The sequence below is a fragment of the Streptomyces sp. NPDC020362 genome, from assembly GCF_040642095.1.
GTDB lineage: Bacteria > Actinomycetota > Actinomycetes > Streptomycetales > Streptomycetaceae > Streptomyces.
Genome location: NZ_JBFAET010000092.1, coordinates 1 through 22218 on the forward strand (window position 1 = coordinate 1; position 22218 = coordinate 22218).

Annotated in this window: 18 protein-coding genes; 9 read left to right on the top strand and 9 right to left on the bottom strand. The window is 69.6% G+C overall.

Going from position 1 to position 22218, the window contains the following annotated elements:
- Both AB0H32_RS27760 and AB0H32_RS27765 read left to right on the top strand, forming a co-directional pair.
- A partial coding sequence (locus AB0H32_RS27760; RefSeq protein WP_361125464.1) for an SDR family NAD(P)-dependent oxidoreductase occupies positions 1-572 on the top strand: 572 nt, incomplete at its 5' end.
- A gap of 159 nt (positions 573-731) precedes the next feature.
- Positions 732-1490 carry an SDR family oxidoreductase gene (locus AB0H32_RS27765; protein WP_361125467.1) on the top strand — a complete coding sequence of 253 codons (759 nt, stop codon included), beginning with the start codon at positions 732-734 and terminating at the stop codon, positions 1488-1490.
- 104 nt (positions 1491-1594) lie between these two features.
- Here AB0H32_RS27765 and AB0H32_RS27770 read toward each other — a convergent pair whose 3' ends face one another.
- Positions 1595-1975 (bottom strand): hypothetical protein, encoded by a 381-nt coding sequence (locus tag AB0H32_RS27770; RefSeq protein WP_361125470.1) that lies wholly within the window; start codon positions 1973-1975, stop codon positions 1595-1597.
- 2 nt (positions 1976-1977) lie between these two features.
- Positions 1978-2469, bottom strand: a complete 492-nt coding sequence (locus AB0H32_RS27775) for a hypothetical protein (protein WP_361125473.1) — start codon at positions 2467-2469, stop codon at positions 1978-1980.
- A 1022-nt stretch (positions 2470-3491) separates the two neighbouring features.
- Here AB0H32_RS27775 and AB0H32_RS27780 point away from each other — a divergent pair.
- The gene (locus tag AB0H32_RS27780; protein ID WP_361125476.1) at positions 3492-4706 is read left to right on the top strand and encodes a cytochrome P450; all 1215 of its coding nucleotides are present in this window, start codon (positions 3492-3494) and stop codon (positions 4704-4706) included.
- Between the two features lie 305 nt (positions 4707-5011).
- Positions 5012-5188: a hypothetical protein gene (locus tag AB0H32_RS27785; protein ID WP_361125479.1), complete on the top strand. Its 177-nt coding sequence runs from the start codon at positions 5012-5014 to the stop codon at positions 5186-5188.
- A 684-nt stretch (positions 5189-5872) separates the two neighbouring features.
- Here AB0H32_RS27785 and AB0H32_RS27790 read toward each other — a convergent pair.
- Positions 5873-6550 carry a macro domain-containing protein gene (locus AB0H32_RS27790; RefSeq protein WP_361125482.1) on the bottom strand — a complete coding sequence of 226 codons (678 nt, stop codon included), beginning with the start codon at positions 6548-6550 and terminating at the stop codon, positions 5873-5875.
- A gap of 187 nt (positions 6551-6737) precedes the next feature.
- On the opposite strand from AB0H32_RS27790, the gene AB0H32_RS27795 reads away from it, so the two are divergent.
- Together AB0H32_RS27795 and AB0H32_RS27800 are read left to right on the top strand one after the other, a co-directional pair.
- Positions 6738-8354 carry an ADP-ribosyltransferase domain-containing protein gene (locus AB0H32_RS27795; RefSeq protein WP_361125485.1) on the top strand — a complete coding sequence of 539 codons (1617 nt, stop codon included), beginning with the start codon at positions 6738-6740 and terminating at the stop codon, positions 8352-8354.
- Between the two features lie 178 nt (positions 8355-8532).
- A complete protein-coding gene (locus tag AB0H32_RS27800) occupies positions 8533-10113 on the top strand; it encodes a hypothetical protein (protein WP_361125488.1) in 1581 nt (526 codons plus the stop codon).
- A gap of 79 nt (positions 10114-10192) precedes the next feature.
- Here AB0H32_RS27800 and AB0H32_RS27805 read toward each other — a convergent pair whose 3' ends face one another.
- The 3 genes from AB0H32_RS27805 to AB0H32_RS27815 all read right to left on the bottom strand — a co-directional run bounded on the left by AB0H32_RS27805 (position 10193) and on the right by AB0H32_RS27815 (position 13454).
- Positions 10193-11722: a S1 RNA-binding domain-containing protein gene (locus AB0H32_RS27805; protein WP_361125491.1), complete on the bottom strand. Its 1530-nt coding sequence runs from the start codon at positions 11720-11722 to the stop codon at positions 10193-10195.
- A gap of 424 nt (positions 11723-12146) precedes the next feature.
- Positions 12147-12374 carry a hypothetical protein gene (locus tag AB0H32_RS27810; RefSeq protein ID WP_361125493.1) on the bottom strand — a complete coding sequence of 76 codons (228 nt, stop codon included), beginning with the start codon at positions 12372-12374 and terminating at the stop codon, positions 12147-12149.
- 417 nt (positions 12375-12791) lie between these two features.
- Positions 12792-13454, bottom strand: coding sequence for a VC0807 family protein (locus AB0H32_RS27815; protein WP_361125496.1), 663 nt, complete (start codon positions 13452-13454; stop codon positions 12792-12794).
- Positions 13455-13760: 306 nt separating this feature from the next.
- On the opposite strand from AB0H32_RS27815, the gene AB0H32_RS27820 reads away from it, so the two are divergent.
- Together AB0H32_RS27820 and AB0H32_RS27825 are read left to right on the top strand one after the other, a co-directional pair.
- On the top strand, positions 13761-14705 hold the full coding sequence (locus AB0H32_RS27820; RefSeq protein ID WP_361125499.1) for a hypothetical protein: 945 nt from the start codon (positions 13761-13763) through the stop codon (positions 14703-14705).
- Positions 14706-15004: 299 nt separating this feature from the next.
- Positions 15005-15742: a DUF4097 family beta strand repeat-containing protein gene (locus AB0H32_RS27825; protein ID WP_361125501.1), complete on the top strand. Its 738-nt coding sequence runs from the start codon at positions 15005-15007 to the stop codon at positions 15740-15742.
- On the opposite strand, the gene AB0H32_RS27830 is transcribed toward AB0H32_RS27825, so the two are convergent.
- From AB0H32_RS27830 to AB0H32_RS27840, 3 genes are all read right to left on the bottom strand, one after another.
- The gene (locus AB0H32_RS27830; RefSeq protein WP_361125504.1) at positions 15739-16239 is read right to left on the bottom strand and encodes a hypothetical protein; all 501 of its coding nucleotides are present in this window, start codon (positions 16237-16239) and stop codon (positions 15739-15741) included. The genes AB0H32_RS27825 and AB0H32_RS27830 overlap by 4 nt on opposite strands.
- A gap of 399 nt (positions 16240-16638) precedes the next feature.
- Positions 16639-17577: a CHRD domain-containing protein gene (locus AB0H32_RS27835; protein WP_361125507.1), complete on the bottom strand. Its 939-nt coding sequence runs from the start codon at positions 17575-17577 to the stop codon at positions 16639-16641.
- A 173-nt stretch (positions 17578-17750) separates the two neighbouring features.
- Positions 17751-21389: a helix-turn-helix domain-containing protein gene (locus tag AB0H32_RS27840; RefSeq protein WP_361125510.1), complete on the bottom strand. Its 3639-nt coding sequence runs from the start codon at positions 21387-21389 to the stop codon at positions 17751-17753.
- 282 nt (positions 21390-21671) lie between these two features.
- Between AB0H32_RS27840 and AB0H32_RS27845 the strand changes: the two genes are divergently transcribed.
- Positions 21672-22055 (top strand): hypothetical protein, encoded by a 384-nt coding sequence (locus AB0H32_RS27845; RefSeq protein ID WP_361125513.1) that lies wholly within the window; start codon positions 21672-21674, stop codon positions 22053-22055.
- Positions 22056-22218: the final 163 nt, after the last annotated feature.

Consider the following 22218-nt stretch of genomic DNA (forward strand, 5'->3'; position numbering starts at 1 on the left):
ATCCGGCCACCGTGAACGATCAGTACCTCACAGCGGTGCGTCTGGACGTCACGAAGCCCGAGGAGGTCGCTGCGGCGGCCGCCGCCGCGCATGACGTCACCATTGTGATCAACAACGCCGCGGTGGGAGGTTTTGACACCGAGCTCCTGACAGGCTCCTTCGACAGCGCGCGCGAGGCGATGGACACCAACTACTTCGGCACCTGGGCCGTCTCCCGTGCCTTCGCGCCCGTCCTGGCCCGCAACGGCGGCGGGGCGCTGGTGAACATGTTGTCGGCCGCCTCCTGGGCCTCGCGACCGGAATACCCCGGCTATGCGGCCGCCAAGGCAGCCCAGTGGTCGTTGACTGGTGCGCTGCGGCAGGGCCTGCGCGACCAGGGAACGCTCGTGGTCGGCGTCCACGCCGGCTTCGTGGAGACGGATCTCAGCTCCTTCACCGACGCACCGAAGATCAGCCCGGCCGACGTCGCCGAGCAGACCATGGACGCCCTGGAGAACGACCGGGTCGAGGTCCTCGCCGACGAGCGGACCAGGCAGATCAAGCACGCCCTGTCGCAGCCGCCCGAGCGGTGAGGAACGGTCTCACTCTCCCTGCGAAACAGCCGACATCAGGCGGATGGTCGACCGATTCACCCGGTACCTTCCGATGCCTTCTTCCAACTCCGTGGGCCTCCCCGGAGTTGGTGAATCACCCCGCAGACGCATCCGGGCCGCCACGGCAGAGGAGGATCCATGAGTTTCGAGCCATCGGCGGCGTACCACCCCCGCGAACCTGCGCTGCTCGGACAGACCCTCGTCGTCATCGGCGGGAGCGCGGGCATCGGGCTGGCTACCGCCAGACACGCCCGTGCCGAGGGCGCGAGGGCGATTCTCACCGGACGGGACCCCGAGCGTCTGCGCACAGCGGCCGCAGAGGTCGATGCGCTCAGCGCCGCCGCCTTCGACGCCGACGACCCGGAACAACTGCAGGGGTTCTTCCAGGACCTGCCCAGGCCGGTCGACCACGTGATGGTCACGGCCGGCCACCCGTCCTACGGGCGCCTGCTGGACATGGACCCCGATCAGGCGCGCCGGGCAGTCGGCGGGCACATGGTTCTCGCGATCGAGGTCGCGCGCCATGCCGCCGACGCGGTACGACCGGGCGGCACCCTGCTGCTCATGAGTGGCACGGGCGCCCGGCGGGTTCGCGCCGGCCTCGGGATCGCGCCCGCGACCACCGCGGCGATGCCCGCGCTGACCGCCAGTCTCGCGCTCGAGCTCGCGCCGGTCCGGGTCAATCTGATCGCTGCAGGCTTCGTGGACACACCGTTGTCGGCCACGCTCCTCGGCGACGGACTCGACGCACGCCGCGAGGAACTGCGCGCGACGCTGCCGATCGGCCGCGTCGTCGGACCGGCCGACGTCGCGGCCCTCGCCGTTCACATCATGACCAACACAGCACTCACCGGAGCGACTTACGACATAGACGGCGGCCAGCAACTGGTCGGCTGAGCAACTGCCTCGGCGAAGTGGCCACTGGGCACCTCCTCCACCGACCGGACCGTCCAGATCTACGTATCCGGCCGGGCCGATGGCACGGCAGCACGGTGCGTCGATCACCAGGCGCTGCACACCCCGGTACGGCAAGGCCGCCAACTGCTCGGCGACTCACCCAGAAACATCGCTTCACGCTCCATGTCGTCGTTCCCGATCCTGCGCAGCGAGCGAGCCGTCGCGGACCACAGCCGGGAGTGGCCGCCGGGCGCCGTCGCTCGGCTGCGCCGCGACCACGAGGTCACCACTGACGTTGACGTCCGTCGGATCGCCCGCGAGCTCACCAGCTGGATCGCCACCCGAGACTCCGGCAGACAGCCGTACCAGGAAGTCAACGGGTCCGAAAACACGAGCCAACCAGCCTTGTTGCGAAGCTTCTCGGCGACCGAGGCTCGGACGAACAGCAGTTCCGTGTCGATCGCCTTGGCCTCTTCACTGCTCACAGTCACTGTGCCGTCGGACGATGACCACGGCTCGCCCCCTGTCCGGGGCCGGGAAACCGTTGGTCCGAGGCGTGGCTGGACGGCTGCGGGACTTCCCTTTGCATCGGCCTCGACGTCATCCACTGCTGTCCCACCGGGAGAGCCGCGTCGAAGCTCAGCCCGTTCTCGTCGAGGGAGTTGAAGACGGTCACCCGGCCCGTCTCGAAGGCGAAGCCGACGTCGACATTTCCGTGGGCGACATCCCGGCCCATCCACTCGAGCAGTTCGGTGTCCTTGAGGGCCAGCCCCCGCAGAGCCTGCAGTTCGGGCAACGGCTCGGAACGCCACTGCAGGTCGAAGCCGGGCCACCGGACGGGCCGGGCAGGGTCGATCGTGTTCCACGTGACGGAGAGTTCGTCGAGCTTGTGATGGTTGATCTCGACCTGCTCGCCATCGAAGTCGAACAGCACGGGGCAGTCGCAGAACCACTCATCGTCCTGAAGGTCCCAGACCATCCAGACTCTCGTCAGTGTCCGGCCGACCAGACCACGCAGGCGATGCCCATGCTCGCGTACGACGTCACGACGACTGTGCAACCACGCGGGCCGGTACCCCGCAATACCGAAATCGAACATCACCTCATCGTGTCAGAGCCTCGAGATCGTGTCAGAGCTTCGAGCGCGTGGCCTGTGCCGCCTCGGCCGTCCGTCCCGATCCACGCCGTGGCCTCCGACCAGGGCGGGAACCAGGGCCCGGAGTGGTTGATCGGAGACCAGCGAGCTAAGCCTCACGGTCGGGCCCCACCAGGCCCACGCAGCTTCACACCTCGCCCTCTCCGCCACACGGACGACCCCGGAAACCAATGGGGGGAATCGCGCTGCCCAGAGAGTTCGGAGGGACCCTCCAGGAACCAGTTCGTTGCCTGAAGCTCCTGTTCTGCGAAGTCGCTCGGGCTACCGCATATTGAGCAGATGACCTCTTTCAGGCCATACGACCGGGAGGACGCCATGTCCAGCGAGCCCCCAGGCGGCGCACCCGATGTTCTCCAGCCGGATGAGATCCGCCAGGCGGCGTCACTCCTCTCCGATGCCGGCTTCAGTCACGGAGCCTCACCCTGGATCGCGACCGGCCCGAACACAGCCTCCACTGCTCAACAGATCACCGCGGTGGCCGACTAGGCGGCCACCACCCAGGCAGCACAGGTGACTGGACACATGCCTTCCCACATCACCGCGATAGCCCCAGCACAGTCCCGGTCCTCATGGACCGGACGGCCCCCGGCGGCGGGGTCCCTGGACACAACTCCCCGCGCAAGGCCGACCCGGGACAACCGGGTTTCAACGGGCAGCTTCTGCGACACGGTGATGGACTGCGAGAAATCGGTGTCCGGGCGACACAAGCCCTTCGACCCCGTTTTCTGCGGCTGCTCGAACAACACCTTCAGCCCCCACGGGTGGCGACAACGATGTCGGACGGGCAGCGCGGGAAGGCCGGCACCCCGAGAGCGACGCGCCCAGCGCCGCATTAAGGACCCCACATGACGTTCCACGACACGGCAGTGCGCTCCTGCCCCTTCGACTTCGCCGACGCCCTGGAGTTCGACCCCTCGCTGGCCGCGTTGGCACAGCGCGGCCCGGTCAGCCGGATCCGATTGCCCTACGGCGAGGCCGAGGCATGGCTCGTGACCAGCTTCGCCGGCGTGCGCCAGGTGACGTGCGACCCGCGATTCAGCCGAGCGGCGATCGTCGGGCGGAACTATCCGAGGATGACGCCCGAGCCCATCGTGTCGCCGGAGTCGATCAACGTGACGGACCCACCGCACGTGACCCGGCTGCGGCACGTGACGGCCCAGGCCTTCACACGGGAGCGGGTGGCAGCCATGCGGCCCGCCGTGGACCGGGTGGTGGCCCAGCTCCTCGCAGCAATGGCCGAGGTGGGACCGCCCGCGGACCTGGTGGAGCGTCTGTCGGTTCCGCTGCCCCACCTGACGATCTGCGAGCTGCTCGCAGTCCCCGAGGCCGACCGCGACCATCTGCGCGCCTGCACCATGCGGCTGCTGGCCACCTCCCCGGACGCCCGCCAGGACGCGGCCGACGCCAAGGCCCGCCTGCGGACGTACTTCGCCGAAATGATCCCGGACCGGCGGCGCAACCCGGGCGAGGACCTGCTCAGCACGATGGCCTCCGCCCCGGTGCCGTCGGGCGAAGAGCCGCTGAGCGACGACGAGTTGGCCGTCCTGGCCGTGACGCTCATCCTCAGCGGCAACGACACGGCGACCTGTCAGATCAGCAACATCGCCTACCTGCTGCTGACCCTGCCCGAGGAGCGATCCGCGCTCGCGCGCGAGCCCGACCGGTTCCCCGGCGCGCTGGAGGAACTGCTGCGCTTCATCCCGTTCCGCAAGGGCGTGGGCATCCCGCGGATCGCGCTGGAGGACGCGGAGGTCGAGGGAACCGCCATCCGCGCGGGCGAGTACGTGCACGTGTCCTACCTGGCAGCCAACCGTGACCCGGCCGTCTTCCCCGACCCGCACATCCTCGACCTCGAACGCCCGGCCCATCCGCACATGACGTTCGGCTGGGGCGGCCACCACTGCCTCGCCGCACCACTCGCGCGCGCGGAGCTGGAAAGCGCGGTCACCGGGCTGCTCACCCGCTTCCCCCACCTCCGCCTCGACGTCGCCAGCGACGAGATCCAATGGGACACCGGGACCATCCGCCGCTTCCCCGTCCGCCTGCCGGTCACCTGGTGAGGCCGGGGCGGATCCGCAACACCGCGCGCCCCTCCGTGCAGGGGGGCTCATGACGGCCCGCCGGTAGACCGGCGGGCCGTCGGCACAGCCACCGGCACCGCCACCGCTACCGCCGAGCACGGTCGGCCGGACATTCCGGTGGGTGCCCGCACCGACTCCCCCACCGGGCACCGCGTCAGAGTCAGCCGATTGCACGGCGTCCCCCTGCACGGCAGGCCCTCACGCAGCGTCACGGCCCGAGATGCGGCTGCCGTGTCCGAATGCGAGCGTGGGTTCAATCCCCCTCCCGCAAGGAGTGAAGCCCCATGGGCATCAAGGACGAGATGCAGAACAAGGCGCAGCAGGCCAAGGAAAAGGCCCAGCAGAGCAGGCAGCGGGCTCAGGAGCATGGCCGGCAGGCCCGGGAGGAGGACCGCGACCAGCAGCAGGGACGTCAGCAGTCGCTCGACGACATCCGGGACGACTTCGACGACCTCACCTGACGCCGGATGCTCCACAGCGGCGGCATCTGCCCCGGACCCGCCGCCTCGCGCCTTCAGCCTCCCTCACCTCGACCGTGGTGAGGGAGGCACCGGCTTGTGTCGTAGGCCGGCGGCCGGTAGCTCCCATGGGCGCTCACCGTGGACGCCGTGTCGACCTCGTCCCGGCGCCCGACCGGGGCGCGCAGCCCATGGGATCATGGCTGCCTGTGAGAGCTGGTCATCTGACCAGCCGCGCCATCGATCACGCCCTCTGCACCGAGCCGCGATCCCAGCGGACCTTTCGCCATGCCATGCACGAGCCTTCGCGCAGGGGCTGGGCTGCTGTGCACGCGACAGCGTCCTGGCGACGGTCCGGTGGCCGTTCGATCCGGCTCGCATCACGGCCCCCGTCGACCTCTGGTATGGACAGCAGGACAGCCGCCCCGTGCGCTCACCCGAACGGAGCAGCTCGTTCGCCGGCCTGATCCCCACCACGAACAGGCACTTGGTCCCCGATGCCGCCGGGTCCCGGCTGTGGACGCACGCTGATGCCGTCCTCCGCTCCCTCCGCCACCGTGCGGACACACACCGACAAGCACGATGACCTTACGGCGCCTGCTGCTGGGTCGCGGCGTCTCCTTCCAGCGCACCCAGACCTGGACGGAATTTCCCCCGACCCGGACCAGGACACCGGACCAGACCTCGTCAGCGGCGCGAGGTGGAGCGCTTCGGCGGTGCTATGCGAACCCGCTTCTCCACCGGCGCGCTCTCGATGTCGTCGAGCTGCGCGACGATCGTGCTGCGCAGGTCGTCGTAATCCTCGAAGTGGTGGTCGTTGAAGAGGGTGTAGCCCGTCCACATCAGGTTGGCGCACACCCGCGCCGGTACCCGGCCGGTCCGGGCGCCCATGCCGACCAGCGCCACCGACCGGATGCTGCCCGGCGCCTCGCTGTTCTGCTGGTGGATCGCCTGGAACGCAGCGGCGCAGGCCAGGGCGACGTTCAGGGTCTCACTGACGTTCTGCGAGGACGTCTCCATCGTCGGTGTCGAGATCAGGAACCTCGGCACGACCGCCCCGGAGGGAACGCACACCGCACTGCCCACCGGCAAGTGGCCCGCGAACCGACTGCGGATCGCCTTCTGTACCCGCAGCTGGATGCCCGCGCCGAGATGCCGCTTGACGACCGCGTCGACCCCGCCGTCCATCCGGCCCCGGGAGTTGGTGGGGCTGACCCAGGCGTCGACGTCCTCGTCGAGGATCGAGCCCTTGCGGATCTCGATCTCGGGAGTGTCGGCGAAAGCAGCTCGCCATGACTCCACCACTGCGGTGTTGACGTCGGTCAGTACCACCCTGAGCTGCGACTGCACACGGTCTGCGGTCATGGTTCACTCCGATCGGGAACGGTCACTCAACTGATCGGAACGCTACCGCCCCCCACTGACAGAGCAGCCTCCCGGCCGGGCGCCCCCACGAACCGGAGGGGGCTGTCAGTGGGCTGACATACCCTCATGGGCACTGCGCCGACCAGGCCTTCCACCAGCACGGTTCGACCCTTCGGAGCCTTTCCCCATGAGCGATGCCAACGCCCCCGCCACGCCGGACCCGAACGACCCGCTCGCCCTCGCGGAACTGTTCAAGGGCGGAGGTGAACCGTGGCTTCCGCTGCTGAAGCCGGTCATCGAGGCACAGCCGGACGCGGCCTCCTTCATCGGCCCGGGCCGCAGCCCGGAGGTCGTCCCCGTCCGCGAACTGACCTTCCAGGCGCTCAAGCCCAACGCGCCGCACAAGTGGAAGGTCGTCATCTTCGGGCAGAACCCGTACCCGCGGCCGGAGAGCGCCACCGGCATCGCCATGTTCGACAACACCTTCCACGACTGGAAGGACAGCCAGTTCGGCAGGGTCGTCAGCATCCGCTGCATCATCAAGGCGGCGGCGATGTGGAAGTACGGCATTCCCAAGAAGACCCCGATAGCCGACGTTCGCGCGCTGCTGAAGAAACAGGACACCGTCCAGCCGCCGGAGTGGTTCCAGGCGATGCTCACGCAGGGCGTGCTGCTGCTGAACGCGGCGCTGACGGCCAACGGCGACGGGGCGATCGGCACCGACCGGCACACCCGTTTCTGGCGGCCGGTCGCCGAGCGGATCGTCGAGGAGATCCTCAGGGCCAAGCAGAACGCCGACGACGAGGACCGCGGGGTCGTCTTCGCATGGTGGGGGGCGCACGCGCGCAGTCTGAAGAAGGTCGTTCTCCAACTCCAGAAGAAGTACCCCGAGGTCGAGGTCCGGCACATCGACCACGCCAACCCCGCGGCGCAGGGTGACATCTTCTGCGACGGCGAGCACTTCGGCATGGTGAACGCGGCCCTGGCATCGCTGGGCGCCGACGAGATCGACTGGCTCCCGAGCACCGGCTGGAACAAGCTCGCTGCAGAGACGGACGGGGTCGACGGCGGTGTCGCCGACCGCATGGGCGCGTTCATCGCCTCCACCATGGAGCTGCACCAGCTCTACCTCGACCGGCTCTCCAGCGTCAAGGACGAAGGTCTCGCCCTTCCCGCGATCACGGGTGTGTTCGACACCCCGCTCATGGACTTCCGCGAGGCTGTCGCCCCGGTCGCCGCTCTGCTGTCCGGGCTGGGCCGGCACGTCGACCGGTCGCACGAGTTCGGCAAGCTGCGGGCGGACGAGATGTCCGGCGGCCTGTCCGCCGAGGCGGTCGCCGCCCTCTACCTGTACACCTGCGAGTCCGCGTTCTACCGGGAGATCAACGCCGTCCTGCGCTCCCCGGACCGGTCCAGGCTCGTCCCGTACCTGCCGTATCTGCGGTTGTTGTTCTCGGCGGTTTCGCAACTCCCTGTCCGTAGCGCACCGTTGTGGCGCGGGGTCTCGCTGGACCTGCGCGCGCAGTACCCGCTCGGACGGACCGTGACCTGGTGGGGTGTGTCCTCGTGCACGTCCCAGCTCGGCGTGGCCAAGGGGTTCCTCGGCAGCCGCGGCAAGCGGACGCTGTTCGAGGTGACCCCTGCCCGGGCCGTGGGTATTCGTGACTTCTCCGCGTTCACCGGCGAGGAGGAGTTCATCCTTCTGCCGGGCACCCAGCTCAAGGTGACGGAGGTCAAGTCCGAGCGCAGCGGCCTGTGCACCGTGAGACTGACGGAACTGGAGGAGCAGACCCTGGTGTCCTGACAGGAAGCGACGCCCCTTGTGGGCCCCGGGTGGGGTGGTGGCCGGTGCGCAGCAGGCGCATCACGCATCGGTCATTGCGAGATCATGAACAATTCTCATGTTTGTGTGGACTCCTCGGTGGAGCGCTCCTATGGTCGCGGCGGCGCGACCACCTGTTGTTCGCATCCCGAGGAGCCGCATGTCCCGCAGGACACTCTGCCGTGCCCTGGCCGTCACCCTGGCGCTGGCCGCCGGGACGGCCGTTGCCGTGCCCACGCCCGCCCTGGCCGAGCCGATCCCCAAGGCGCCCGGCCACCGCCTGGTCGACGCCTACGACGGTGCCTCGGCCACCGCACAACCGGTGCCCGGCACGCAGCCCCCGCAGCACCCGTACCTCGCCACGAACGGCCGGTCCGGTATGCATGCGGACGGCTGGGGCAGCGCGACCTACCCGTGGTCCGGTCCGCTCGGTGTTCACCCGCAGGTCAGCAGCGAGCGGGTGGCTCTGCTGGGTGGCGAGTGCGCCAACGTGACCTTCGACCGGGAGGGGCGGATCGTCACCGTGTGCGGGACGTTCAGCGGGTTCCTGGTCAAGCTGCTCGACCCGCGCAGTCTCGCGACTCTGGCGGAGTACAAACTGCCGCAACGCCCGTCCACGGTGGAGGCGATCACCCGGCTCGACTTCTCACGGATCTTCAAGGACACGTCCGGTGGCGCCTACTCCTACCTCGACGACGAAGACCGCCTGGTCCTCGCGGACTCCCGGCAGCACGTCATCCGGCTGGCACACCGGCAAAAGCCCGACGGCAGCTGGGAGTTCACGGTCACCGACGACTGGGACCTGACCGGTCAGGTCCCCCACGACTGCGTGACCTGGACCCATCTGCACCCCACCGGGACCTGCGACCCGGTCACCTCGGTCATGCCGGACTGGCAGGGCCGCATCTGGTGGGTCACCCGGCAAGGACGTATCGGGACCGTCGATCCCGCCACCGGGACCATCCGCTCCGTCCGGCTGGCCGACGAGGAGATCCAGAACTCCTTCTCCGTCGCCTCCGACGGTGTGTCGATCGTCTCCGACCACGCGTTGTACGAGTTCACTGCCGCCGCGGACGGAACACCCGCCGTGCTGTGGCGGCAGACCTACGACCGCGGAACCGGCACCAAGCCCGGCTCCGTCAACCAGGGCTCGGGAACGACCCCGGACGTCTTCGGTGACGGCGGCCGCTACGTCGCGATCACCGACAACGCCGACGACCGCATGCACGTCCTCGTCTACCGGCGCGGCACGGACGTCCCCGCCGGCCGGCGGCTGGTGTGCGAGATCCCCGTCTTCGGACCGGGTGCGTCCACCACGGACAACTCCCTGATCAGCTGGGGCAACAGTCTCGTGGTCGAGAACAACTACGGCTACGAGAACGTCTCGTCACTCGCCTTCGGCCGGAGCGTCGTCGGCGGGGTCACCCGGATCGACGTCCGCCCGGACGGCAGCGGATGCGACACAGTGTGGGAGAGCGCCGAGCGGTCGCCCTCCGTCGTGCCGAAGCTGTCCACCGGCAACGGGCTGGTCTACCTCTACACCAAGGACCCCAACTCCCTCGGCATCGACGCCTGGTACCTGACCGCCGTGGACTTCCGCACGGGACGCACCCGCTGGAAGCAGCTCGTCGGCACCGGCGTCGGATACGACAACAACTGGGCCCCGATCACCCTGGGGCCCGACGGCACCGCCTACGTCGGCGTGTTCAACGGCCTGGCGGCAGTGCGCGACGGGAGCTGACCCGGCACACTGATGGTTCGTGTGCGGCCGGCGGCGAGCACCCGGACGCCGGCCCACACGATGCCACGTCGCCCGACCATCAGGTGCAGCGGCGCTCACCGGGCGTGGACGCAAGCCCCGTTGCGTCCACAGCCTGCAGGTGGGACAGGGTGATTCGTCGGCGGGTGAGGTCGACATGGAGGATCTTCACAACGAGAGGGTCGCCGACCTGGACCACGTCCTCGGGGGCGGCGACGGTTTCCTCGGACAGCTCGCCGTTGTGCACCAGACCGACGAAGCCGTCCTCCCTCTCCTCGATTCGGACGCAGACACCGAACGGCAGGAGTTTGGTCACGACTCCCGTCACGACCTTCCCGACCTGCTGTACGAGCTGCACCAGAGGGTCCTCCTGCAGTGCCCTCAGCGAAAGCGGCACGCGCTCTCGCACCAGGTCGACGTCGAGGATCTCGGCGGAGATCTCCTGCCCGACGGTGACGATCTCGGACGGGTGATCGAAGTGCCTCCACGACAGCTCAGGGATGTTGATCATTGCGGTGAAGCCACCGATGTCCACGAACGTGACACCGAAGTCGGCGATCTCCGTGACCACACCGGTGACGGTCTGCCCGCGGCGGAGAGTCTTCAGAAAGGCCCAGATCCGGTCACTGGGGGTCTGCTCGGTCCGCCACCTGGCTCGCAACACGCCGTCATTGTCAGGCAGAACAGCGGTACACAAGGGGTGACGTGCGTCGACATCCAGGGACAGAGCAGCAGCGGCCCGAGCACCCACCATCCGTGCCGCCAGGGCCCGGTACTCGGTCTCGTCTGCGATCGTGCTGGTGATCGCCCCGTTCTCGTCCTCCCAGACGAGTTCCACCGGGCCCTCCTCGGGGAGCCCGGCGAGAACTGCGTCGACGTCGGCGGACAGGTCCGGCCAGACGGTCAGCTTGGCACGAGGGGTGAGCCCGGCGCGCACCGCGTCGAGGGTCTCTTCCGTGAGGCGGTGCCAGCGGGAGGCGTTGTCGAGGTACCCCTCCTCCAACATGACCGTCCGCCGCCCTATGGACCAGCTCACACGGGCCCAGAAGTCGTCGTCGGCAGGTCGTTGTACGCCGGCCTCATCGTCGCGGCTCGCCTCGTAGGGCGAGGCCTCCACGCGTTCCGGGAAGAGGCCGAGTGTCCGGGTGTACGCAAGGGCGTCCCAGCACGGCTTGTCGCTACTGACATAGACGTACTGGTCCCACCCGACGTGCACGGCGAACGCGCCCTCGACTTCCAGACGGCACCAGGCACCGTTGTCGCGGAGCATGGCCCGGATCAGCTCCAGACCGACGGGGACGGACACCTCTGCGCCGTCGTGGAATCCGCTGAGGTCGGGTGGGAAGAGCCCGTGCAGGCCGTGGCCATCGATCGCCGGCTCCCTGCCGAAATGGGCAAAGCCGGTGATCTGCGGCTCGCGAACGACCAGGTGCTCGACGCCTGTTGCCGCGGCGAAGGCGGCGACAGCCTGCAAGTAGGCGGACTCCACGGGCCCGTGGTCGCTGGTCGATTCCTCGGCGCCGATGTAGCTGCCGTGCCCGTCGCGGTCGGCAGGGTCGTACTTGGTGACCCGATGGACGAAACGCAGCATGTTGCTCCCCGTGGTTGTTGACGACGCCGACGCAGCGACCCCATCCGTACCGCCTCCCCCTGCGCAGGGTTCACCGCAAAGACAAATATTCACAAAAGCAAAATATCTGCAAGCGGGCCCCGCGACTCTACTTCCCGATAAGCTGCTCGTGTTGGGGTGTGGTGCCGTTCCCCCGTCGGCACCGCACCCCAATTGCTAACTCGGGCAGGTCCATGCAACGCCGTCGGGGATCGCGGCAACAACCGTCTGCTTCTGCCCGGCCGACCACCGGACGTCGACTGTGCGTGACGGCGCATACGAAAGTCTCCTCGGCCGGCTCCGCAACACTTTGATCTCCCACTGCTCGAGGGTTGGGATGAGCGCGCCGACAGCGCCAACGGTGTACGCCGGCCCCGGATCCTTCCTCCATGCGGCACGGCAGGAGTCAGAGCAGACGCCAACTCCAGCACCAGGGAGTCCAGTGCCCGGCGGGCCTTTCCTCGCGTCCGGCCGCGCGCCTGACGATGACTTGCCGGTCCCCGAGAACGTGCACCTGGTCGCCGGGAGTGAGCATCAATGGGCGGTCGAGCTTGTAGACCGCATCAGGGTCGAATCGCAGCTCGTTCAGAAGCGTTGCCCTGTCCGCCGTCACCGGCTCACCCACCAACCTCATGGGGACAGGATGGAGGAGCTGAGCCCCGAGCGCGATCTCCCGACGGCGCCGGCTCGGCGATTGGGCGCCACCGATCGGGCTGCCAGCGGCCACCACACATTCCGCTGCCGACGTACGCGCCTGCCTGCCCGGCGTCGAAGCCGCCCTCGAACCGGTCGGTGCGGAGCTGGACCGGGTCCCGGCCGGGATCGAGGACTGGCCCGGAGTCACCGATCCTGCGCAGCTCCTCGACGGCCCCCTGCGCGTGTGGCGACATGCAGCCACCGCAGGACTGGGCCTGCTGTCCTTCCGGACGTGGCTTTGACCGAGTTCGTTGCATGGGTGTTTCCGCGTGCACCGCCGGCCATCTCAGTGGTCTTTGCAACCTGCTGGTGCCGCGCACGGGCAGGGTCACCCTCGTCAGGTCCGATGCCCCTGTCAGGCGGCCGTTGCAGCCTCTTTGTGGATGGCAGCGACCCGGGCCGGCTTCCGCCCGTAGCGCCGGCTGAAGATCTCCAGGGACACGAACAGCGCCACGTACTGGAGCGAGGTCACCAGCATCACCGAGTCGATGGGCAGGGTGTACGCGATCACCACCCGCACCACCGAGTCCAGCAGCAGACCCACGCCCCACACCACCGTCAGCCGCCGCATGACGTGGCGGAAGGTCGGCGACGCCTGCCAGTTGCGTTCCACGTGCGCGCGCCTGTCCCCCCTCGCCACCGACGACAGGATCCGGTAGATGATCGGCTGTCCGCGCAGCGAGACCAGGAACACGAGCCCGACGACCCCCGTCATCCAGCCGTCCTTGGCGAACATGAACCGCGGGCTCCCCGTCACCGCCGACAGCGCCGCGCCCAGAACCACCAAACTGAGCACGAGCACACCCAGCATCCCGACGCGCCGCTCCCGCACCACCGTCAGCACCCCCTCCACCAACGGCGGGACGGCGCTCGCCAGCACCGCCCACCACAGGCCGACCCCGGCCGCCCGCAGGCCGTAGAACACGGCCAGCGGCGCGACGACGTTCAGCCCCAGGCTCTGCAGCATCGGCCCGTTCGACGACTTCACGTTCTTGTCCACGATGTGCGTCCCGGTCATGTCCTTCACCCTCGTCCGTGTCCGTTCTGGCCGCCTTCGACGCTACGGAGCCGCGCGAACGCGGACCATGCCCCCAGCCGCCGCACCGGGGTGGGTCCAGACCCACCCCGGTGCGGGGTCCAGACACACGCCGTCCGGCCTCCGGCCTCGCCACCTGGGTGAACCGGTGCACGCGACGTACCGCGAGCCCCCTTTCCGGCGGCATGCCCATGACGATCGTCGGGATGCACTTCCTGATACCGGACGACCTGGGTGCCGGCGGAATCAGCTGTGCGGTCGACCGTGTGCACCATCTATGGTCCTGGCATGCGGCGCACAGACATCACTCGGGACGACGGCACATGGACGGGCTTGTCCCTGGAGGTACAGGGACGCCGCCAACCAGGTCTGTGTCTGTTCAGCGCCGAGTGCTTGCTGCTTCTTACCCAGCAGTCGCGGCCCGTGCTCCTTGCCGATGTCGACGAGCACCTCCACGGAGTCGAGTTCTGGCGCACCGACGCCTACCGCTCCCTCGTCCCGCCGTTGCGTGCCGACACGGGACGGGCCCTGGCCGGCAACCTGGATCGCTGGGCGTACCGCTTCGCACAGCACCTGCTCGATTCACCGGGCAGTCCTCTGCACGACGGCCGGTGGCTGCTGTCGTCCGAGAGCCCGCTCCTGCGCTGGAACCACGGACGGCGACCGCAGGCCGAGTACTGGAACTCGATGCTCATCGACGGCCATCCGGACGGATACATCGACTGGTTCATCCATTCCGGGTCGTGGGAGATCCTCCCCTTGCGCCCGATGCCCGATGCGGACGACGGCCGGGTCAAGGCGTACCGCAAGCAGGCCCGTGCCGGCACACTCCCGCCCGTCCTGCTGTGGTGGGTCAGTGGCCTGGACTGTCACCTGCTTCTGGACGGTCATGCGCGGCTCGCTGCAGCGATCGCCGAGTCGACCGCACCCTCCCTGCTGCAGTTGCACCGCACCGCACCGAGCGACGAGGTGGCCTCAGGCACCGAGGAGGCGGTGCACCTCTACGAGGCCGAACTGGCCCGCTTCGCCGAGCTGCGCGCTGTCCATGGCGCCTCCGTCCCAGACGGTGCCGCCGGCGCAGGGCCGTCCCTTGCCCGCCGCCTCGAGGCACTGCACACGGCGCAACAGCCAACATGGGCCTGGCCGCTTCCGGGCGGGGAAGTCCAGTGGCACCGTGTCGCACGTGAGGTGACCGGCGAACGGTGGCCCGCGAAAGGTGTGTCCGCAGTCTGACCGGGTCCCGTTTTCATGCGAGCCGCGGGGATGCGGAATCCCACCTGTTCGGTCGCGGCCAGACTGATGACTTGCCGTTGTATTTCCATCGGTGACCTGATGGTGGGGTTCTCCCCCGTGTGGTCGGACCAGTCAGCCGGATACCGTGCCAAGGCCATGCCGAGAATCATGAGGTGCCGTCCGGTGACGGGGCCCGGCAGACGGCGGAGATGAAGGATGCCATGCGGTGCCGGCTTCCTCTTCTCCCGCCCGCGGGCTCCGCGTTGCCGGGGCCCTGCCTGATCACGAAGAGGAGCACCATGACCATCGACCACCGTTTGACCCTGTTGCCCGCCGCTGTGGCCGTCTGCCTCTTGGTGACGTCCTGTTCCGGCACGGACGGCGGCATGAAGAGCACCACCGCGGACGCCACGGTCAAAGAGGCCGTCGCTTCGGTCGAGTTAACCGACGCCAGGCGTGGTTCCATCGACATCAGGGCCGGGGACGGTTCGGGCGTCACCGTCCACCGCACCGTCCACTACCGTGACAGCACCAGGCCCAAGCCCTCCCAGCAGGTCACGGGTGGAGTGCTCACCTTCACGAACGGCTGCGACAACTGCTACGTCGACTACACGCTGACAGTCCCGGCCTCGGCCAGGGTCGAACTGAGCAACAGCAGTGGCCGGATCACCGTGGCCGGCGTCGCGGCCGCCGGCATCCGCACCGGCTCCGGAGACGTGCGGGCCGAGGACATCTCCGGTCCGCTGAAGGTCGAGACGTCCTCGGGCAGCATCACCGGCTCGGGGCTCAGTGGTCCGAGCGCCGAAATCCGGTCCTACTCGGGTGCCACCCATCTCGGCTTCACGAAAGCACCGACGTCGGTCACGACGGACACCGGATCCGGCAGCATGACGCTGAAGGTCCCCGACGGCCCGTACAAGGTCGCCGTGTCCACCACCTCGGGAAAGCGTGACGTCAGGGTCCCCAATGATCCGTCCGCCAGGGCGACGATCACCGCGAAGGCATCTTCCGGCACCGTGGAGATCACTGCAGCCTAGAGCACGGTCGCCCTGTCCGAATGCCGGACGGTGACGATCAGTCCTGCTGCTGAGGCGGGTGCGACGGAGTGCCGGTGCCGGTCGGGCGGCATGGGGTGTGAGGTGTGTGGCCCCACCACAGGCGGGTGCCGTCGTGAAGGGGAGCGTCGGTTCGCAGTGCGGTGGAGGTGAGGGCGAGCACGGCTCGTGGGTGCGCGGCAGGCCGCGGCGACGCGGCTCGGCCGGGCGGCCAGCGGGCCGTCGAACTGGTCGTCCAGAAACGTGGCCACGACCACCGCGTCCACCGTCAGATCCAATCGGTCGCCTGCGGCCTGCGAGACCCACGCCGCCATCAGCCCGGCGATGTCCCAGCGCAGGAAGCGCTCCCGGTCGACGGGGTGTGTCACCAGGCCCTGGCTTCGGCACCAGTCGAGGCTGCGCCGCCGGGCACCGTCCGCGTCCGCGCTGACGTCCGGCGCGCAGGGAAGGTGGAACACGATGTCCTGCGGCATGACCATGGCCCTTCCTGCGACCGCCCCGGCACCGCGACGCATTCCCACGACTCCGGAACGAGAACATTCCCGATGCGAAGGCTGCGCAGGCGGCCGGGCAGGGTTTTGGCGGCAAATGGCCCTCTCTGGCAGGGGAACCACCGCCGTGCCGGGACAAGTTCCGCCAGGCAGCCGGCGGTTGCGACGTCCTCTGCGCGCGTCGGTCGAGGCTGCGGAATCCGGCCCGGCCGCGGGCGATCGTCGCAGGCCGCCGGTCGACACGAAAGAAGCCATACGGGGGCGAAGCCGTCCGAGGCGACGCCGTGCGGGGCGACGCCGTGCGGGGCGACGCCATACGGGGCGACGCCTCCCCCGCCCCGTGGGCTCGGTCGGGGAGACGCCGCCGCAGCACACTGTGACCCGGGATCAGCTCTGCACGAAGACGTAGTCCGCCTGGTAGGGCACCGAGGCGATCGAGCCCGGGGTGCAGGACCCGGTCGGGGCGACTCCGCCGACGGTGTTCAGTCGCAGGATCTCCGTGGTGCCGGCGAGCAGTCCGTGATGCCTGCCCGACGGGGTGGCCTTGAGGTCGAGTTCGGGAATGTTGCCCTCGCCGTTGGGTGTCTTGCCGATCACGGCACCGGTGACGGCGCTGCCGTCCGGCGCGATCCACTGCGGCGTGCCGGAGTTGGGCTTGACGAAGGAGTGCCGGATGGAGCCGCCGAGCAGGGCTCGGACGTCCCGCTGGGCGAAGGCGTAGCCACCGCCGTCGGCCGGCTTGCACTCGTAGATCTGCTTGCCCTTGACCACGGAGGCCTCGAAGCCGTGCGCAGCGGTGCGGGAGGTGACGACCGTGGTGACCTTGTGCAGCTGACCGCGGACGGCGCCGCCCGGGAATGCGGCCGTGTGCAGGTTCGCATAGAAGGAACCGGGGTCGGTGGTGAGCTTCTTGAGCAGGGCCGGGTCGTTCACCTTCACGGTGCCGGTGATGGTGTGGCCCTTGGCCTTGTGAAGCAGCCTGCCGAAGTCGATCTTGACGCTGCCGTTGGTGCCCTTGGCGCCCTGGTGGATGTGGAGCGAGGTCGGCCTGCCGGTGTGGCGCCAGGTCACGGCGACGGACACCTTGTTGCCCTGGACCTTGATGAACTCGAGCGCGGCACCGTCCTTGTCCCCGACGCCCGGCCCGCCCGCGACGGGCACCTCGTTGGCGCCCCGCAGGGCGGTGGCGAGGATGGTCGCGTGCTTGCCGGTGTGGCCCGTGGTGGCGTGGGCCGGGTTCGCTGCGGCGGCGATGCCGCCGGTGGCGGCCACTGCGACCGCGACGATGGTCAGGCCCGCGCGCCGCATCGGGAACATCCCGTTCATACCCATGATTCCTTTGTCTCCCCGTATCCCAGCTGACGCCCCCTGCGTCAGCTTCTGGGCATGAGTACGGAATGAATCCCGGATTGGACTCAGTCCAGATCCATGATGCGCGTCACACCGTCGGTCATCGGGTCGCGAGGGCGTGGGGACCGTGCGGTCTCCCCGCCCTCGCATCACGGGTGTGCGTCTCGGCAAGTGGCAGGCGTCCCCGGGGGATCGGCCAGCAGCTCGGCCCAGTGGTGTGTTCGGCCGGCCCGGCAGATGCGCCCGGCCGTCCGCTCCGGGTCCAGGCTCCATACCCGTCGATCGCCGACGCTGCCGCCTATGGTTGCGAGGGTCCGGCCGTCAGGGCTCAGGGCCGTCGCGACGATGCTGTCGCGTTCGCCGTCGAGGACAGCGGTCGTCCGGGCCGTATCCACCTGCCACAGCCTTACCGTGCGGTCGTAGCTCCCGGTGATCACCGTATGCCCGTCAGGGGTGAAGGAGTCTCCCGAGACGATGTCGCTGTGCCCGTGGAGTACGGCCGTGCCACGGCGGCCGGCAACGTTCCACAGCCGCACGGTCCGGTCGCTGCCGCCAGAGGCGAGGGTGCCGCCGTCCGGACTGAACCCCACCGCGTTGACGGCGTCCGTGTGCCCGTGGAGCACGGCGACGCCACGGCGGCCGGCCACACTCCACAGCCGCACGGTCCGGTCGCTGCCGCCAGAGGCGAGGGTGCCGCCGTCCGCACTGAACGACAGCGACATCACCGCGTCCGTGTGCCCGTGGAGTACGGCCGCGGTCCGACGCTCAGCGACGTCCCACAGGCGCATCGTCCCGTCGTAGGCTCCCGTTGCCAGTGTGCGGCCGTCGGGACTGAAGGCCACCGCGAGGACGGTGGAGGTGTGTCCGGTGAGGACGGCGGTCTGGCGGTGCGTCGATGCGTTCCACAGGCGCACCGTGTGGTCGTAGCCGCCGGTGGCGAGCGTACGGCCGTCGGGGCTGAAGGCCACCCCCCATGCGGCGCCCGGTCCCGCCTTCCAGGCGGCGGTCTGCCGGTGCCGGGAGAGGTCCCGGAGCAGCACCGTGCCGTCGGTGAAGGTGGTGGCGAGGGTGTGGCCGTCCGGGCTGAAGGCAGCCCGGCTGCCCGCCGCGGTGTCGCCGAGCGTCGCGGTCTTCCGGCGGGTCGCCGTGTTCCACAGCTGCACTCCCCCGTCCTGGTCGGCGGTGGCGAGATTGCGGCCGTCCGGGCTGAACGCCACCGCGTTCCCGGTCACGGGCAGGCGGCCGGTCCTCCGGTGTGTGCGGGTGTCCCAGAGCCTGACGCCGTCCAGGCCCGCGGTGGCCAGGGTGCGGCCGTCCGGTGAGAACGCCGCGGCGGTCAACGAGTCCCCGCGCGGATCGAGGACAGCAGGGGGTCGTGGTGCTGTGACGCTCCACAGTCTGGCCACGCCGTCGTCACCGGCCGCCACCACGGTCTGCCCGCTCGGCGAGAAGGCCAGTGCGCGGACGGTGTCCTTGGACCCGGTGAGAATGCGGGTGACCCGCCGCGACGCCACGGACCACAGGTGTACCTTGCGGTCGGTACCGGCCGCGGCCAGGACGGTGCCGTCGGGCGAGAAGGACACCGTCATGACGGCCCCGGTGTGTTCGTCGAGGACGGACGTCGTCCGCCGCGTGGCCGTGTCCCAGAGCCTGACCGTGCCGTCGGAGCTTCCGGTCGCCAGTGTGTGTCCGTCCGAACCGAACGCCACGGCGTTGACGGTGTTGCCGTGGCCCGTGAGCGTGGCGGTCTCCCGCTGTGCGCGGGTGTCCCAGAGTTTGACGCTGTGGTCGGCGCCGGCCGTGGCAAGGGTGCGGCCGTCCGGGCTGAAGGCTGCGCCGGTCACCGTGTCGGTGTGCCCGGTCAGCGTTGCGGCCGACCGGTGCGTGCCGGTGTCCCAGAGTTTGACGCTGTGGTCGGTGCCGGCCGTGGCCAGAGTACGGCCGTCGGGGCTGAAGGCCAGCGTCCGGACGGCGGCGGTGTGGCCGGTCAGCTGGTCGGCCGTGTACCTGGCGTAGGAACTGAGCAGACTGCCGCGGGCCTCGACCGTGGGTGCTGTCCGATAGCCCTTGAGCGCCAGCATCATGGCCGCCTCCGGCAGTCGGGGAAGCACCGCCTCGGACCTTGCCGCGAGTTCCCGTGACCTGGCGACGTCCCGCTGCAGGTCCGCCGTGCGCTGCGCATGGACCGCGTAGAGGGCGGTCACCGTGGCCAGCAGGGACAGAACGCCGAGCAGGGCGACTGCCCGGTTCCGCAGACGGGTGCGGCGCCGTGCCGCTGCCTCTTCGGCGAGCCGGGCGGCAAGGCCGGCGTCGAGGAACTCCCGTTCACCGGCGGAAAGACAGGACCGGGGCAGTGCGGCGGCCACCGCCAGGCGTGCGCCCCGGTACACCGTGCCCGGGTCGCGTCCCAGCTGTTCCCAGAGCCGGGTCGCCTCCGTCAGTTGCCGTTGAACGCGCAGGTCTTCGCGGGCCTCGTCGATCCACTGGCGCAACCGGGGCCAGCCGGTGATGAGCGCCTCGTGGGCGAGTTCGGCGGTGTCCTGGTCGAGGGTCAGCAGCCGGGCGCGGGCCAGCCTCTCCAGGACGAGGGCGGTCTGCCCACCGTCAGGACCGCCGTCCAGTTCGGCGAGCGGGGCGGGGCGGCGCATGTCCGGGGTTCCCTCGCCCGGGGCGACGAGCCGGAGCAGGATCCGGCGGGCCAGTTCCGCCTGCTGTGGCGTGAAGCGCCGATGGACGTTCTCGGCGGTCTTGGCGATGGCGCCGTCCAGGCCCCCGGCGGACCGATAGCCCTCCAGGGTCAGCCTGCAGCCCCGCCGCCGTCGCCAGGTCTCCAGCAGCACATGCGACATCAGGGGCAGTCCGCCCGGCGCGGTGGCGGCCTCCTCCACCAGCCGTGCCGTCAGTGCGCGTTCCACGACCACACCGCGCGCCGACGCCGGCCTCACCACCGCCTCGCGCAGCTCGGCCTGGCTCATCGGGCCCGCCAGCAGATGGGCGTCGCGCAGCGCGTCGGCCAGGTCGCCGTGGTCGGCGCAGTGGCCGTAGAAGTCGGCGCGGACCGCGATGAGGACCCGTAACCGGCTGCCCGGGTCGCGTGCGGTCAGCATGAGGTCGATGAACCGGGCGCGTTCCCTGTCCCTGCAGAGGGTGAACACCTCCTCGAACTGGTCGACGACGACCAGCGTGTCCGCGCCGTCCTCGCATGCCGCGGGCGTGAGGAGATGGCCGTGGTCGCGGAAGGGGTGCTCACCGGGGTTGAGAACCCGGATCGCCGCCAGGCGCGGACCCGACGCGCTCCGCTCCCGCAGGGCGGGCACCAGACCCGCCCGCAGCAGAGAGGACTTGCCGATGCCCGACGGGCCGAACAGCGCCGCGAACGGCCGGCGGCGCACGAGATCCAGCAGCTCACCGGTGAGCCGGTCACGGCCGAAGAAGCGGTCGCTGTCCCCGTACTCGAACCGGGCGAGCCCCTGGTACGGCGGGTCCGGCTCCTCCCCGGGCTCCTCCCGGTCCAGGGCGGCGGCCTCCTGCACCGCCTCCCGCCACCGGGCTTCCCACTGTGCCGCGTCACCTCCGCAGGCGGTCGCGTAGGCCAGGACCACGGGCAGCGACGGCAGCCGTTCACCCGCAGCCGCCTGGGACAACGTCGTCGCCGAATATCCCGCCCGCTGTGCCAGCATCCGATAAGTGGTCCCGCCCGCCTCCGCCCGCAGCTTGCGCAGCTCGAACGCGAACCGCTGCACCGGCCCCGCCTCCGGATCGACCGGCACCTCACGGCGACCCGCCACCCCACACCCCCGTGAACCGCCCCGTGTTGGCCCCGGCCACGCTACGGGTGATGTGCGCGGCCCCGGAAGAATCACCTCCGGCCATTGTTTGCCCGCCCGGAACGTACTGACGAACAATGCGCCGGTCCGCTGGGATCAGTGATGCGAGCCCAGGGCGCCCCGGCACGAACGCCGATCGCCGCGGGGCTCGGTGGAGGGACTGCTGCGGTCACGCACCGTGGCCCCCGCTGGTCCGCTCCACTCGGTTCCGTCTTCGTCGAGCAGGTACAGAAGGGAACTCACATGCTGAACTCCACCCGCCGGACATCTCTGCGGCGCCTTCTCGTGGCCGCCGGAGCGGTGGCGGCCGTGGCGTTGTCCACGGCTCCGTCGAGCGCCGCGCAGCCCGCCGTTCGGTCCGCGCCGGCCGACTGTCCCAAGGGCTACTTCTGCGGCTACAAGCAGTCCGACTTCAAGCAGCTCGGATTCAGGTACAAGGACTGCTACATGCAGGCGATCCCCGACGGCATGGGCCGCGGAGGGTCCTGGTACAACAACCAGACCCACGGCACGGTGACGAAGATGTTCGACAAGCACAAGAAGTTGATCTTCACGACCAAGGGCGCGCCGTCCTCGGACGCCCACGGAAGCTGGGCCCCGGTCTGGTACGTCCAGAACATCTGCTGACACCGGCTGAGACCGAAGGCCCGTCCTCATGGGAACCGCCCTCGCGCCGCAGCCGGCCGCGGTGCGGGCGGCGGTGCCCCGGCCTGCACGGACACGTGGGTGTCAGATCGGGCGGCGGTCGGCGCGGTCGCGGCTCGGCGGCGTTCCCCACTGCCGCGCGAAG